Source organism: Candidatus Cybelea sp. (genome assembly GCA_036489315.1).
Lineage (GTDB): Bacteria > Vulcanimicrobiota > Vulcanimicrobiia > Vulcanimicrobiales > Vulcanimicrobiaceae > Cybelea.
In genome coordinates this window covers 13,214-28,159 of sequence record DASXFZ010000048.1, presented here as the reverse complement: position 1 = coordinate 28,159, position 14,946 = coordinate 13,214, and the positions used below count along the sequence as shown (strand labels likewise).

The following is a 14,946-nucleotide window of genomic DNA, read 5'->3' as shown; positions in this document are numbered from 1 at the left end:
CTTGACCGATTGTTGCTCGGTTACTTGGAGGGTTAAAAGATGCGATCGATGCGCCTCGCCACCTCTCTGGTTCTCTTCCTCACCTTCATTGCTCAAGGCCCGTCGGCAGTCGCCGGCGTCACCGGTGGTATCACCGGGACCGTCGTCGATAGCGATAGCGGGGCTCCGATTGCCGGTGCCCGCGTAACGGCTAGCAGTCCGTCGCAAACTGCGACCTCGACGACCGACGCGTCCGGCCACTTCGGGTTTTTGACGCTCGCGCCGGACACGTACACGATCACCGCCGATAAAAGCCAGTATCAATCCGAAAGCGTGCCGGGTCAGATCGTTTTTGCCGACACGGTCCAGACGGTTCGCGTGAGCCTGCCAAAGGCGTTGAAAACGATCGGCCGCGTAACCGCCGCTGCGGCGGGCTCGCTGGTGAAATCCGGAACAACCGCCGACATCTACTCGATCAACGCGTCGACACAGCACGCGGCATCCGCCCTCGGCGGCGGTGGTAACCTCAACTCGGCCTACTCGGCAATCTCGACCGTACCGGGAGCCTATGTCGTCCCGAACCAAAGCGGATACTACGACACCGTTCACATTCGCGGCGGCGACTTCGACCAAGTAGGTTATGAATTCGACGGCGTTCCCGTCAACCGCTCGTTCGACAATTATCCATCGGGCGCGGCCTCGTCGCTCGGAAACGCCGAAGTTCAGGTTTACACCGGCGCGAACCCGGCGAACTCCGAAGGCCAAGGCCTCGCGGGGTACATCAACCAGGTCATCCGCACCGGTACCTTCCCCGGCTCGGCTGACGGACAGCTGGGCATCGGCACGCCGACGTTCTACCATCGGGCGATGATCGAAGCCGGCGGCGCGACGCCCGACCGGAACCTTTCGTACTACTTCGGCGTCGCCGGGTACAACCAGGCCTTCCGCTACGTCAACGATCAGAACGGCTCCAACTACGACAACTGGCTTGGTGCGCCGCTCGCTCCGCTGAACACGCCCAACGCCGGCCAGTACGCGGAAGGCGGCTACTTCTTAGGGCCGTTCAACTGGATGAACTTCGCGCAGATCGCCTCGCGCGACGTCGTCGCCAACATTCACATCGGCATCCCGCATAAAAACGACGCGGGCCGCGACGACGTGCAGATCCTTTGGGACAGCTCCTATCTTTCGAACTCGTTCTATAGCTCGAACAACGACATTGCCTCGCCGCAATGCTCGTCGAACCTTACCGGTGCGCAGTGCTGGGGCGCGATCAACCCGATCACGACCCTTGGTCTTGCACCGAACCTGCACGCCGGCGAGACACCGCCGTGGATTGACGGCCTTTCCTGGAACTGTATGACGCAGGTCGGGAAGACGTTCAGCCAATCCGGATTGACGGGGATCGGACCGTCGTGCACCTCGAAGTACTTCTATCCGTTCAGCAGTCAGAACCGTCCGTGGTCGGATTTCGCGACCGGCAGCTCGTACGGATTCGTCCCCGACTCCAACCGCGATTCTTCGCAGAACCAGCAAGAGATCGTGAAGCTGCAGTACACGAAGAACTTCGGCTCGACGGCGTTCTTCCGTATCTACGGCTACACGTACTACAGCACGTGGGATCTCGTCGGCCCTCAGTGTACCTCGTTCTTCTATCTCTGTCCGACCGCACCGGACTACGAGCTCAGCTCGCACACGCGCGGCATCAGCGCGGAGTTTCAGGATCAGCTCAACGAACAGAACCTTCTGACGATCCAGGGTTCGTACGTTACGGCGAGCACGATCCGCGACAACAACACGCAGATGTTCAACAACTTCCCGGCCTTCGGCGGTCCGAACCGCACGAACGCTGCGGTCGTGGTCAACGCCGCCGATCCATATGGCGGTTACTGCTACGGGCCGGCGCCGAAGACGGGCCCAAACGAGCCGGTTACCTGTAATCCGGGCGAAGGGCAGGCTCAAGTCGTTACCTGGGATCAACTCTACGAGCCCAACGTGAAGAACAACGCGCCGGGGGCGCTACCGTCGAACTGCGTCGACCCGCGCGTTCCCGGGAAGACGGCCTGCACGTACCTTATGGCAGAGAACGGACAGTATGCGACGTATAACAACGTGCAGCCGAAGTTCGGCTCGGCCTCGCTGACCGATCAGTTCCGTCCCAACGACAAGGTCTTGATCAACCTCGGCCTCCGCTTAGACAGCTTTACCTTCGACGGGCTCAACGGCGACATCAACGGCAACGGCGGCATCGCGCGACAGTTCTGGTACAACGCCTACAATCGCGACACGTGCGTAAGCGCTCTGACGGGTGTTCCGGAGGACAAGGCCGATTTGGGGCTCGCCCCGACCTCGGCTTGCCCGAGCGGATTCCACGCCGCGGCGCTCGTAAACCAAGCCTACCAAAGCTTTACCTTTAACGAGTGGCAGCCGCGTTTCAGCGGTACCTATACGGTCAGTCCAAACACGGTGATCCGCGCCTCGTTCGGCCGCTATACGGAAGCTCCGAACACGGCATACGAGATCTACAACACCCTGCAGAACGATCTGCCCTTCACGCTGCTCGGCCCGAACCTGTATCCCTACGGACGCACGTCGCCGGGCCTCCCGGTGGAGCCGCCCACCTCGCTGAACTATGACGTCTCGCTCGAGCAGCATCTCAAGGGCACCGACTGGTCCTTTAAAATCACGCCGTTTTTGCGCCAGACGCAGGACCAGGTACAGAACTTCTTCTTAAATCAGCAGACCGGATTCATCTCCGGCCTCAATGTCGGCAGCCAGCGCAGCGAAGGCTTCGAATTCCAGGCGCAAAAAGGTGACTTCTCGCGCAACGGCATTTCGGGACTGCTCTCCTTCGCCTACACGAACTCGTACACGAAGTACGGCGTCCTTTCCAACGGAACGACGATCATCTCGCCGATCAACGCGACGATCTCGAATTACAATGCCTACACAAAGGCCTGCGCCAAGGGTGGTTCCTTCACCGGCCGCTCGCAGTTCGGCATCCCGCTGTGTGGAACGATCGGCTCGGGCGGCATCCCCGCCGCGAAGTGCTATTTTATGGGTAGCCCCTCGCCGTGCAACAAACCCGGCGCGGTCATCAATCCGTACTGGAATGCACCGGCCCAAAACTTCCTCGATCCGGGCCAGAACTTCGCACCCTACGACATCTTCCCGGCCGGCATCGGCTCCTCGGTGAACGCGTTTAACTCACCGTACGTCGGGAGCTTGGTGCTCAACTACCGCCACGATAAGTTCGCGGTGACGCCCTCGCTGCAGTTCCAGGGCGGCGGCAAGTACGGCGCGCCGGAGACGACGCCCGGCATCGATCCCGCCGATGCCGGCTGCTCACCGCTGGTCGGCAGCCATCGCTACGACGCATCTACCTGCCCGGCCGCACTCGTGATTCCCGATCCGTTTACCGGGGTCTTCGACGACCTCGGCTCGTTCACGCAGCCCAACGAGTTCATGTTCAACTTCCAAGCGGAGTACGACGTCTCGCCGCGGATCACGCTGACCGCGGTCCTGGCGAACATCGTCAACACGTGTTGGGGCGGCACGAGCAAACAGTGGACCTACACCGACAGCAACATCTGCTCGTACGGCGTCGTCGGCGGCGGCCTGATTCCGCCGGTCGGCAACGCGTTCAACCCTCCGGGCAGCGTCTCGGCTACGAACGGAAAGAACGCCGCGACGAAGATCCAGCAGTTTCTGCTCTACCCGTACGAACCGAACCTTGGACCATATTTGGTTTCGGGCCTCAACAACTCGGTTAAGGCTCCGTTCCAAGCCTACTTCATGGCGAACATCAAGCTCTAAGAGCCGCAGGGGTTAGGGCGTAATCGTCCCTGCGATATTGGCGAGCTCGGTCATTCCGAGCTCGCCAACGAGCGTGTAGTACAGCGTTCCGTCACTCCACGTCAGCAAGTCCATGCTGCCGTCTTCTGCGTATTGCCCGGTGCGGCCGCCGAGGGTCACCGACTGGGGATGAAACGGCGCCACGTTGGGAGCAACGGCGGTCGCGCTCTCGAAGAGCGAGACGGTGCGCAGGCCGTCGGAGTAGAGGAGCTGAACGGTGCGCGCCCCGTGCATATCGACGACGTCGCCGGAAAGCGGTGCGAAGCCCTCAGGAAGCGTGCCGGGTTTGCGCGCCGCAAAGCCGGCATCGTGAATCAAACGATCGGCGTCGCTCGAAACCTCCTGCAGCTTCGGACCGCCAACGACTGCGTAGCCTTTCGGCAGCGAGAAATCGGTGGCGGGGACGGGCCCGTAGCGCACTTGTTCTAGACGGACCTCGCTGACGAGCGCACCCTTCGGGCCGAACTCTTGCTTGTCGAGCACGATCTTTGTCTCGCGGTCGACGCGCACGAACATCGTGGTGCGATTGGTGTACTTATTGACCAGCAGCTCGTCGACGACCGGACGTCCGTCGAAGCTTTCCGTCCCGACGCGGGCCGGCCGGTAGTTCGCGCGGATCAGCGCCTCATTGTCGCCGATGGAGCGGCGGTCTTCGAGCGTCGCCGCGTTCTTGGCCTCGACGATGCGGTGGTGTTTGGCGTCGATCGAAAACTTGAGGTTCCCCTTTGCGATCTCCGAATCGCCGAAGAGCTCCGGGGGCGCGCTAAAAACTTTGCGCGTCATCTCGGGAGCGCGATGTTCGACTCGGTAGACCGACGCCTCCGAGCCGTGGCTGCCGATGCGCACCGACTCGACGACGCCGGTGTACGAGATCTTCGACGGAGCCGAGAGAACGTCGGAGAGCAGCGCGAACGGCGCCGAAGCGGGCGTCTTCGCCGTCCCGGCACCCGCCGGCGCAAGGCTTCCGATCGCCAGCGCAAGCGCGAGGGCGCCTGGCTTAATGCGATTGATCATCGTCCCTCAATGCCCCCGGGATGGGTTCGTCTTGAGAGAGCGGCGTCGTGCTGCTGAGCGCCGCGTGGCTCTCGACGTAGTACGACGCATCGATCGTCGACGCGGCCGCGGGCCCGTGCGCGAGCCTAAAGCCGAAATAGATGAAGGCGGCGATCGCGATCGCAACCGGAACGGCGACGGCCGGCCGGAAGACCGCGCTCAACTGCTCCCAGAGCGAGGGGCGCTTATCGTGCACCGTGCTGCGAATCGTTGCGACGATGCCAGCGGGGAGCTCGCGCTCGTCGGCGAGTGCGTATGCCTTCAGCATCTCGGTGAGCGACAGCTCGGAATCGCGAATCTCGGAACAGTCGGCGCAGCCGGCGAGATGCGCGTAAATCGCAGCATCGCGCGCCGGCGAAAGCTCCCCGTGCAGGTAATCGACGATCTCTTCAGGCGTCGGGTGAAGCTGATTCATGATGGCGACTTCATATGACGGGTTACGAGTTTGCGGAGCTGTCCGCGGGCACGGTGCAGACGCGATCGCACGGTACCGACGGTACAGCCCACAATGTCGGCAATCTCCTGGTAGCTGTATTCCTCGATGTCGGCGAGCCACACGATCTGCCGCTGATCGCTGCCGAGCTCTTCAAGCGCCTTCGACAGCGGCTCGCTGAGCTGTGAGTCGACGTACTCATCGATCGGCGCGACGGCCAGGGGGCGGGAACCGGAAAACTCTTGAAGCTCATTGTCATCGGGAATCTCCTCTTGATAACGTCCCTTGTGACGGCGAAGTTCGTCGCGGTGCAGATTCGTTACGATTCGATAGATCCACGAGCGGAAGGACGTGCCGGGCTTGAAGCTTTTCCAGGCCTTGTAAACGCGGACAAATGCCTCTTGCGTGAGGTCGCGGGCGTCGGCTTCATTGCTAGTCAACCGATAGGCGAAATTATAGGTCGCCTTGCCGTGCTGCTCGATTGCGCGCTCCAAGAATGCCGCTTGGTCCGGCGCGGGGTCCTGGAGCGACGAGGCGGCTGCCATGGACGGCTAGCCTTCTTGTTTTGGTTGAAAGCTCCGCTCAGGTACGCGAGGGCCAGATAACTCGCGCCACCGCCCACATCCCCACGAACGAGACGACCGTTAAAAAGGTGAAGAGCGTGAGCTCCAGCAGCGCGATGCCGGCGAATTGGCTGCCCCCGCAGATCGCGACCGCGTCGGCGATTAGCGCGAGCTTGAAGCGCTCGAATGGGTTGTTCGCGAAGCCCGCAATCGATCGGGCCTGAGCGATCACGGAGCTCGGGTCCCAGCTCGCCGTTTCAACGACCGATGCGACGCGGCCGTTGGGCGCGACGATGAAGAGTTTGTCATCGTGGAGGAAGTTGTCGGTGCTCAGCCGCATCGAGCTGATCCGAAACTCGTCAAGCAGACGCTGGATCGTCGAGCCGGTTCCCGTTAGCAGCGTCCAGCTCTCGCTGCGAGCACCATAGCCGGCAGCGTACGCTCGCAAGACTGCAGGCGAATCGTATGGCGGATCGAGCGTGATCTCGGCAAGAGCGAAGTTCTTGGGGTCGAGCCGGCCCTGGAGATACGCGTATTTTCCGCTGATCGCGGGGCAGAGCGTACGATCCGGACAGCGCGTAAAGACAAACGAAAGCAGCAGTGTCTTTCCGGCGAAGGCGCGATTGAGCGTGACGCGCCGGCCCTGCGAATCGATCAGCGTCGCCGCCGGGAGGATACTGCCGATCTCGATCGGCACGACGCGCCCGGGGTCGGGCAGGCCGGGGGCGAAAACGCCCGCCGGCAGCGCGTCGCGCAGCCTCGGCGGGTGCGTCGACTCGTCGAGAAGCGCATCGATGCTGGTGCCGGAGCGCAGACGCACCGCCGGGTCGAGCGAATAGAGGCGAATTTGCGAGGGCAGCATCTGCGGCACGGCATCGGTACGGACGATTGCGGCGCCCGTGCCGCGCGCGTCGAGAACGACGCCGTGAATCGGCACGAGCGCGATCAAGGCGACGAGCACGGGAATCATCCGAGCGCCTTCTGCAGCGCGGCGACGACGGTGCCTTCGTTATCCTCGTCGTCGAGCACGTCGTGGAATCGGCCGCTTGGATCGATGACAAAGATCGCGGCCGAATGCGCGACGTCGTACCCGCCTTTATGTGCGTGCAGCTTTGCCGACCAAACGTGATAGGCAGTTTCGGCCGCGGCAATCTGCGACGGCGTCCCGGTCAAGCCGACGATGTCGACGCCCGGCTGCGCGAAACGATTGACGAAGCGATGCAGCACCGGCGCCGTGTCGCGCGACGGATCGACCGTGACGAAGGCGATCTCGACGCTGCCGGCGCGCGCGCCGAGGGCCGCCGTCGCGCGTACCAAACGCGCCAGGATCATCGGACAGGTGTCGGCGCAGTGCGTAAAACCAAAGGTCAGGAGCACGGCCTTGCCGCGCTGTGCGGTGAGTTGCCACGGCGTGGAGCGATCGCTCTGGAGCGCGAAATCGGGGGCGCTCCGTCCGCCGCTGCAGGCGACCGGACCGAGCGTCACCGCCAACAGCAGCGTGAGCGCGAGAATGCGGACCATGCGTTCATTGTACTCCCGAGGACAGGGGTTCGCTGCGACAGAGCCCAACGAAGGGACCGGTGAACGCTGCGGTTCTGGTGCTCCGCCTGCTTGTGGGCGGAATGCTGCTCGCTGCCGGGCTGCTGAAGGTCGGTCACGCTGCGAATCTGGCGGCCAGCATCGCGGGCTTTCGCCTGCTGCCTGCGGGTGTCGTGGGGCCGCTCGCGCTGGCCTTGCCTTTTATCGAGATCCTGCTCGGCGCCTATTTGGTCGCCGGGCTCTTTACCCGTGTCACCGCCTGGATCGTCGCGGCTCAGTTCTTCGTTTACGCGGCCGCGGTCGCGTCGGCCGTTCTCCGTCACCTTCCGGCGAACTGCGGCTGCTTTGGGCCCGGCGATGCTGCGGTTGCGGATTGGCCGCACGTCGCGTTCGATTGCCTGTTCGGCGCGGCGGCGATCTTCATCGCCTTCGGCGCGCCCGGTCCGCTTGCGCTCGATCGAAAGCTGCGCGCCGCATGACGCGCCGTCCGATTCTTCTGGCGACCGCGGCGATCGTCGTCGTGATCGCCGTCGCGGCGCTGCTCGTCTACAACGCCGGATCGTCGCACGGATCGGTCCAGACGGCCTCGCAGGCCCCGATTGTCGGCAAGGCAGCGCTCAACCAGACGGCCCCGCCATTCGAAGTGTCGACGACCGCCGGCCTCTTCGACCTGAGAAAAACGCAAAAACCGGTCTTTCTCGAAGTCTTCGCGACCTGGTGCCCGCACTGCCAGCGGATGACGTCGGTCGTCGACCGTCTTTATGCCGCCTACCACAAGCGTGTCGACTTCGTCGCCGTCTCCGGCAGCGATACTGCGATGGACGGTACCTCGTCGTCCTCGCAGCGCGACGTGCTCGATTGGGTGAAGCGCTTCGACGTCAAGTATCCGGTCGGCTACGATCCGATCCTTAACGTCGCAAACCTCTATCTCCAGGGCGGCTTCCCAACGTTCGCAGTCATCGGCTCCGACAAAAAAATACGATATCTCGCCGACGGCGAGATATCGTACAACGATCTGCAGAACGGGCTAAAAAAGGTGCTGCGCTAAACTCCGGCCACTAGTCGTTCGGGGGGAACGCGTAGTTCGGCGGCGGAACCGGCGCGCCGACTTCGAGCACGACCTGCTGGTGCGCCGCCAGCGGAATGTCTTTTAAGTCCCCGTCGTACTTCTGTCCGTTGACGTAGGCCGTCACCGTACCCTTGAACCCGGCTACGTCATCGGGCTGCAGCGGCTGACCCCAGATGTCGAACAGCATCCCCAGCGTGTAGCGTCCGCCCTGCGGCGGCGCGATGTCGGGCGCTTCGAGGTGGATGATGCCGTCGGCTGCGTGTGTGTGAATCCAGTAGAGGCACGGTCCGGCGGGATTGGGTGAGAAACCGATCAGCGCCGGCACCTGAATCTGCTTGCCGTTATTGAAGATGGCGAGGTGAGTGTGCACGTGAAGCGTCGCGTACTCCATCGCACCGCAGCTGACGCCGTCGACGATTTGACCGTGACCGCCGATCGGCGTGTTCGGGAACTTCCCCTTGAAGTACGGAATCCCGAGCTTCTCACCGTCGCTGATTTGAATCGGCTTCGTCGTCGGGCCGGCAGCAGGGGTCGGCGTCGCGTACGCCTGCTGCACCAGCCGCTTCTGCCACCAGTTGTAGCCTAGAAAGAAAACGATCAATGCGACGATCGCGATGCCGACGGCAATGTAGACCGGACGCATAGGGTCGCGGCGCGGCGGAGGCGCGGAGGCCCCGCGCCCTTGACGGCGGCGTTCGGGACGGCTGGGTTGCGGCATGGGTTCCCTTCTACGATGGAGCTTTGAGCGGTGCGGCGACCGGCGCGTCGGAGATTTCCAGCGGCCGCCCCTTGACGAGATAGTTGGTAACGTAATCGGTCACCGCGTCGGCAAGCGGCGTCACCGGCCGGTCGTAGCCGGTCGCGCGCAGACGCTCAACGTTCGCGCACGTGTAGTATTGATACTTGCCGCGCAGATGCTGGGGCATCTCGATGAACTCGATCCGCTCGGGCAGTTCGAGCGCATGGAAGATCGGGCGCACCAGGTGCAGCCACGTGTGCGGCGTTCCGGAGCCGACGTTGTACAGTCCGGCGGCGTCGGCTTCCGCCAGATGCAGCGTCATGTCGACCACATCTTTAACGTAGATGAAGTCGCGCTGCTGCTCGCCGTCGCGATACTCGGGACGGTGGCTCTTGAAGAGCCGGACGCTGCCGGCCGCCTGGATCTGCTCGTACGCCTTCTGAACGATGCTGCGCATCTCGCCCTTGTGGTCTTCGTTGGGGCCGAAGACGTTGAAGTACTTCAGGCCGCAGATGCGATCGGCTAGATGCGTGCGCTGCGCGTAGAGGTCGAAGAGGTGCTTCGAATAGCCGTAGGCGTTGAGCGGACGAAGCGTGTGCAGATCGGCTTCGTCGGAAAGGAGCGCCTCGACGCTGCCGTACGTTGCGGCCGACGAGGCGTAGACGAAGCGCGCGCGGTTCTCCACCGCCCAATGCGCCAGGTTCTTCGTGTACTCGTAGTTGTTACGCAGCAGGTAGCCGGCGTCGCTCTCGGTTGTCGAGGAACAGGCCCCGAGGTGGAAGACCGCCCCGACGTCGCCAAACGACTGGGCCGCCGCAATCCGGTCGGCAAAATCGTCCGCGTCGAGATAATCGGCGAAGCGCAGCGGCACCAGGTGCTTCCACTTCTCCGAAGAGTCGAGGCGATCGACGACCAGAATATCCTCGATACCGCGACGATTGAGCGCCCAAATCAAGGCGCTCCCAATTAGACCGGCGCCGCCCGTGACGACGATTCTTGATTGCTCCAAATCAGACATCGCTTGTTGAGGGCCCTGTATCCCTCAGGATTAAGACGGAGTCCTCCCGGCGCTCGGCCACCCTGCGGCCGTACGGGTGCCCGGTCTAAACGCCGGCGGGGAATTTTGCGGCGGTCGAGTTTCCCGGGAGCCGGTACGCGGCCTTTGCAGCGCGTGCGCGGGTTAGGCACGCGCTGCAAAGGCATACTGCGAGGGCCCGCTAGAACGGCGCGGAGAGCCGGACGATGTAAGAGCGGCTGTTGGCGATCTGCGTCGTGTTGAACCCGTTTGCGACCTTGATCACGTATTGATCGTTGAGCACGTTATCGATGATCAGCTGGATGCCGAGCCCCGTATCCTGCCCCGAGCGGCCGGGGGTTAGGTAGCGGCCCGCGGCGAGGTCGAAGGTCGTGTGAGCCGGCAGACGTCCGCTCAGGTTTTCGTTGGCATTCTCGAACGCTACCGGGAAGCCGCTGCCGTAGTTTCCTTGCAGCGTCGTAAACCAGCCGCGGTTGTTGCCGAAACGCCAAGTGTACGCTGCACTCGAGACCACCGTCTCGTCGTGATCTTCGGGTGAAAGCTGCGCGGCGCAGGGAACGCCCGGCTCGTTTGTGCCCGGCGGAAAGAGGAAGGTCGAGCCCGAAACGCAGGCCGCGTACGAGCCGGAGTAGGTCATCGTGAACCACCAGAGGTTCTCGTTGGGCAAGTGCTCTTGCAGACGCAGTTCCGCGCCGTTGTCGATACCGATGGCATTGTTGAAGACGGCGAAAAGCGGCGTGTTGAGGAGCTGGGTGGTATCGAGAATGTTCACGACGGTTTTTCGGAAGAGATTGATCGAGCCGGTAAACTGCGGCTTGAAAGCATAGCTCCAGCCCGCCTCTAAATAGGCGTCCCGTTCGGGCTGAAGGTCGTAGACCGGCTGGCCGGTGCAGCCCTGAAGGAGGACGCAGTCTTGGCGGACGTCTTCAAGCAGGGGAGCCGCGTAAAAGCGCCCATAAAACGCGTGGAACGTATTCTTATGCCCATCCCACAGCGTGATGCCGATTCGCGGGCTGAACATGTTGCCGCTGGTGTAACCCGTCGAGTGATCGTAGCGCACGCCGTAGTCGAGGCGCGTGTAATCCGAGAGATTCCAGGTGTCTTGTGCGTAGATACCGGTCTGCGACCCGGCTTGTGCCTGCTGGGGCGGGGCGACGAGATAATACGATTGATCGTGCGTCCCGGAGGTGGCCCCGCAACCCTCCTGATAGAAGCACGCGAAGGCTTGGCTTGCCACGAGATTCTCGCGATTCACGTCGAACCCAACTTTCCATGCGTGCTTCTTGGTTGCGCGGAAGTCCGAAGCTCGCAAGCCGGTATACGATGCGTAAGTGTTGGAGAGCAGACCGACGTTGTGCAGCTCCCCCGACGGGTCGTCCGGCTGAGGACACTCCATGCACGGCGGCGTGTCGGCGCTGAAGTTTGGAGTGACGCCGAGAACGTCGTTGGGGAGATCGCCGTCGTAGTTAATTCGCGTCGAGCGCCACCACGGAATCACTTGGACGATTCCGTTGCCGTCTTTAGACGTAGTCGTCCAGTTTAGGTTGGAGAACCGATCGTACTCGCGCTGAACGTCGTCGGTGCCGGCCGGCGTGGTGATCGGGTCGTAGGGATTGTTTGGATCGGTATTGATCGGAATCTGAAACTGCGCCAGCTGGTTCGAATAGTCGAAGGCAAGGGTGCTGCGCGGTGTCAACTGCGTGATGTAGCGAAAGAACTGATCGGCCTGTGAGGAGTTATCGTGAATCGGCGTAAGCGTCGGCGCGTCGAGGCCCCGCGCCGTCGATTGGAGGTTCGCGTCGAAGAAGATTTCGCTCGATCCGAACCGGGCGGCCGTGTCGAGTTCGCCGACGCCCTGCGACTGATTTCCGATCCCGCCCGTGACCGTACCGTAAACCCCTTCCGGAACGTCGGTCGGACGATTCGTGATGATGTTGACGACACCGCCCATGCGGTCGCCGCCGTATTCGGCGGGAATCGCACCGGTGTAGAGCTCGAGCGAGTCGATGATCTTCGGATCGACGATCTCGGCAAAGTTTGAGGTGGTGGCCAGCGGCAGCGGCGCGCCGTCGATATTATAGGTAACGCCGTGAAATCCGTTGATGACCGGTTCGTTGTAGGAGAACGGGACGACGCCCGGCAGGGTCGCCAGCGTCTGGTCGAGGCTGTTCTGCACCGGCGAAGTTTGAATCTGTGAGCGCAGGATCTGGTTGACCGATGGTGGGTTGTTCGAGAGGCCGGCGTGAGCCGTCACAGCGGTCTGCGCGATCTGCTGCAGCGTCGAGAACGGCAGATTGACGGTGGCAACGCTGCCGCTGGAGACCGTAACCTCGACGTGCAGTTCGGGAACGCCCTTGAGCGTCGCCGTAATCCGGTACTGCCCGAACGGCACCTGCGAAAAGACGTACTCGCCGCGGGCTCCCGACTGCGTGGTGAACTTCGACCCTTCGCCTTGCAGGGCAACGGTCGCGTGAGCTATCGGCTTTCCGTCGAGCGTGACGGTGCCGCGCACCAATCCGGTGACGGCCGCGGCGGCTGGAAGCGCATAACAAAAAATCGCGAGAACGGCGACGAGCGCCGTGATGAATCTGGACATGGGGCTCCTTCGATCGGAAAGAGTGCAGCTGTTTTGGAGCTAGGAGAGAATCGGCGCGCGCGTTAAGCGCAGCAGCCGAATCCGATCGGAGGGGGGCGGGCGAAGCGCCGGCGCACCCAGAGCACGGGGCGCACGGGAGTTGTTTGAGCGGTGAAGCGCGACCACGTCGGCGTCCGCGGCGCGAAACTCGTTCCGGCGATCGCCACGATCGCGCCGGCGAGCACTGCCAGCCCGAAGCGGCCGAGGCGTTGGAGGAACCACGACGCCGCCGCTAGCGCGAAGGGAATCGCAATCCAGGGAATGCCCGCGTGATGCTGCCCCTCGACGATTTCCGCTACCGCGTACCATGCGGTCGCCGAGACGAGCAGCGTGCCGAAGCCGGGAAAACGGCTTGCAAGGCGCGCGGCAAGCACGCTCCCATTGACCGCCGCGCGCGCTCCCTCCCAGGCGAGCAGACCGTAAAAGACCGCAAGGCTCAGGGCGCCGGCAAGGGCGAGCTGAATGAGCAGGGCGTGGTAGTCGCCACCCATGGCGTGCCCGCCGCCATAGAGGCAGCCATGGGCAAGCAGAGAGGCAAGCAAGCCTAGTGTGAGCGCACCCGGAACCTTCCGCAGGGCCACGGGGGTCTTTTCTAGGTGCGACTGCGGGGAGACCTGGGGACCGCGTCGTATGGACCCTGCCCCTTGGGCTGCGTCGATCCGGTGGGATTGGAGAATCGAAGAACAGCTTATCGTTATGAGCATGCGAGCACACGTCGAGAACGCCGATACCGTCAGCTTGGTTTGCGCACTGCTGGTGCGCTTTCCGGAGTTGGCTTCAATTCGCTCTGGTCCGACGGACCGGACGTTGCGTTTGACCTTCGCCGTGCGTCAGCGCTTCGATCGCGCCGCGCAAACGCGGCTCGCCGAGGCGATCGACGAGCACGTTCGCAGCTTTCTGGCGCTGGGCAAAGAGGCGCCTGCGACGCTTCGGGTCGAGTGCGAGGGTGACCGCACGCTAACATTCGTCCACGTGACGCGCGACCTCGAGAGCTTCTCGAAGGAAGAGCTCGAGCTGCAGGTTGGTTTTCTCTGCGACCGTTGCGGCGATGCGCTCGTCCGTACTCCTCCCCCCGACGATCACTTCGAGGGCGACCCCGCTGCTGAAGACGAAGCCGCGCTCTACGCCGTAGAAGCGCTGCGCGACCCCGCGCAATCGAAGAGTTTGGTTGGCTTTAGAGAAGAGAAGCGGGTACTGGTTTACTTTTTAAAATCTCAGAAGAAAGCGAAGGCTTCGGCTCGCCGGTAAATAGCCCGGGCTTGAACCTCCTGATCGTCGGGGACGTCGTAGGATCTCCGGGACGAGAGGCCCTCAAGCGTTGCATCTCGTTGCTTCGAGAGCAGCACCAAATCCATGCCTGTATCGCCAACGGCGAAAACGCCGCGGGCGGTTTTGGCTTGACCGCGCAGACGGCCGAGGAGATGTTCGAGAGCGGTGTCGACTTCATAACCGGAGGAAACCACATATTTGACAAGCGCGACTTCGGCGAGTATTTGGAGACCAGTAAGCGCGTGCTCCGGCCGGCCAACTATCCGCCGACCGCACCCGGTCGCGGTGCTGGGACCTTCGAGGCAAATGGGGTCACCGTCGGCGTCCTCAATTTAATGGGGCGCACGTTTATGCCGCCGGTCGACGACCCGTTTCGCTGCGCCGACGCGCTCGTGGCCGACCTTCGCAAACGCACGCCCGTCATCGTCGTCGACCTGCACGCCGAGGCAACCTCGGAGAAGGTCGCCATGGGACGGTACCTGGACGGCCGCGTATCGTGCGTCTTCGGGACGCATACCCACGTACAGACCGCGGACGAGTGTGTGCTAGCGGGCGGAACGGCCTACATCAGCGACCTGGGAATGACCGGTCCGACCGAGGGCGTCATTGGGATGGATGCCGGGCCCGTGCTCGATCGCTTCCTTACCGGCTTTTCGGATCGCTTTAGCGTACAGAAGACCGGCATGCGACAGCTCTGCGCCGCGGTCGTTGCCATCGACTCCGTTACGGGCAAGGCCGAGGGGATCAAGCGCGTCTTTCTACGAGGGATCGCGTGA

General features: G+C 62.8%; 14 protein-coding genes. 5 read left to right on the top strand and 9 right to left on the bottom strand.

Going from position 1 to position 14,946, the window contains the following annotated elements; translation table 11 throughout:
- Window positions 1-48: 48 nt before the first annotated feature.
- Window positions 49-3,795: a TonB-dependent receptor gene (locus VGG51_10980; protein ID HEY1883551.1), complete on the top strand. Its 3,747-nt coding sequence runs from the start codon at window positions 49-51 to the stop codon at window positions 3,793-3,795.
- Window positions 3,796-3,807: 12 nt separating this feature from the next.
- Here the strand turns inward: VGG51_10980 and VGG51_10975 are convergent, their stop codons facing one another.
- The 5 genes from VGG51_10975 to VGG51_10955 form a co-directional block, all read right to left on the bottom strand.
- Complete coding sequence (locus tag VGG51_10975) at window positions 3,808-4,848, bottom strand: hypothetical protein (GenBank protein HEY1883550.1); 1,041 nt, start codon at window positions 4,846-4,848, stop codon at window positions 3,808-3,810.
- Complete coding sequence (locus VGG51_10970; GenBank protein HEY1883549.1) at window positions 4,832-5,302, bottom strand: zf-HC2 domain-containing protein; 471 nt, start codon at window positions 5,300-5,302, stop codon at window positions 4,832-4,834. The genes VGG51_10975 and VGG51_10970 overlap by 17 nt, the downstream gene beginning before the upstream one ends.
- The gene (locus tag VGG51_10965; GenBank protein ID HEY1883548.1) at window positions 5,299-5,814 is read right to left on the bottom strand and encodes a sigma-70 family RNA polymerase sigma factor; all 516 of its coding nucleotides are present in this window, start codon (window positions 5,812-5,814) and stop codon (window positions 5,299-5,301) included. Before VGG51_10965 ends, VGG51_10970 begins: the two co-directional genes overlap by 4 nt.
- Window positions 5,815-5,902: 88 nt before the next feature.
- Entirely contained in the window at window positions 5,903-6,853 is a 951-nt protein-coding gene (locus tag VGG51_10960) for an SCO family protein (protein ID HEY1883547.1), read from the bottom strand.
- Entirely contained in the window at window positions 6,850-7,404 is a 555-nt protein-coding gene (locus VGG51_10955) for an SCO family protein (protein ID HEY1883546.1), read from the bottom strand. The genes VGG51_10960 and VGG51_10955 overlap by 4 nt, the downstream gene beginning before the upstream one ends.
- 59 nt (window positions 7,405-7,463) lie before the next feature.
- On the opposite strand from VGG51_10955, the gene VGG51_10950 reads away from it, so the two are divergent.
- Together VGG51_10950 and VGG51_10945 are read left to right on the top strand one after the other, a co-directional pair.
- Window positions 7,464-7,901: a MauE/DoxX family redox-associated membrane protein gene (locus tag VGG51_10950; protein HEY1883545.1), complete on the top strand. Its 438-nt coding sequence runs from the start codon at window positions 7,464-7,466 to the stop codon at window positions 7,899-7,901.
- Window positions 7,898-8,470, top strand: coding sequence for a TlpA family protein disulfide reductase (locus VGG51_10945; protein ID HEY1883544.1), 573 nt, complete (start codon window positions 7,898-7,900; stop codon window positions 8,468-8,470). The genes VGG51_10950 and VGG51_10945 overlap by 4 nt, the downstream gene beginning before the upstream one ends.
- 10 nt (window positions 8,471-8,480) lie before the next feature.
- Here the strand turns inward: VGG51_10945 and VGG51_10940 are convergent, their stop codons facing one another.
- The 4 genes from VGG51_10940 to VGG51_10925 all read right to left on the bottom strand — a co-directional run bounded on the left by VGG51_10940 (window position 8,481) and on the right by VGG51_10925 (window position 13,482).
- Window positions 8,481-9,209, bottom strand: coding sequence for a hypothetical protein (locus tag VGG51_10940; protein HEY1883543.1), 729 nt, complete (start codon window positions 9,207-9,209; stop codon window positions 8,481-8,483).
- 10 nt (window positions 9,210-9,219) lie between these two features.
- The gene (gene rfaD, locus VGG51_10935; protein ID HEY1883542.1) at window positions 9,220-10,239 is read right to left on the bottom strand and encodes an ADP-glyceromanno-heptose 6-epimerase; all 1,020 of its coding nucleotides are present in this window, start codon (window positions 10,237-10,239) and stop codon (window positions 9,220-9,222) included.
- Between the two features lie 208 nt (window positions 10,240-10,447).
- Window positions 10,448-12,862 (bottom strand): TonB-dependent receptor, encoded by a 2,415-nt coding sequence (locus VGG51_10930; GenBank protein HEY1883541.1) that lies wholly within the window; start codon window positions 12,860-12,862, stop codon window positions 10,448-10,450.
- 62 nt (window positions 12,863-12,924) lie between these two features.
- A complete protein-coding gene (locus VGG51_10925) occupies window positions 12,925-13,482 on the bottom strand; it encodes a hypothetical protein (protein HEY1883540.1) in 558 nt (185 codons plus the stop codon).
- Between the two features lie 115 nt (window positions 13,483-13,597).
- Between VGG51_10925 and VGG51_10920 the strand changes: the two genes are divergently transcribed.
- A complete protein-coding gene (locus VGG51_10920; protein HEY1883539.1) occupies window positions 13,598-14,149 on the top strand; it encodes a hypothetical protein in 552 nt (183 codons plus the stop codon).
- A gap of 11 nt (window positions 14,150-14,160) precedes the next feature.
- The gene (locus VGG51_10915) at window positions 14,161-14,946 is read left to right on the top strand and encodes a TIGR00282 family metallophosphoesterase (GenBank protein ID HEY1883538.1); all 786 of its coding nucleotides are present in this window, start codon (window positions 14,161-14,163) and stop codon (window positions 14,944-14,946) included.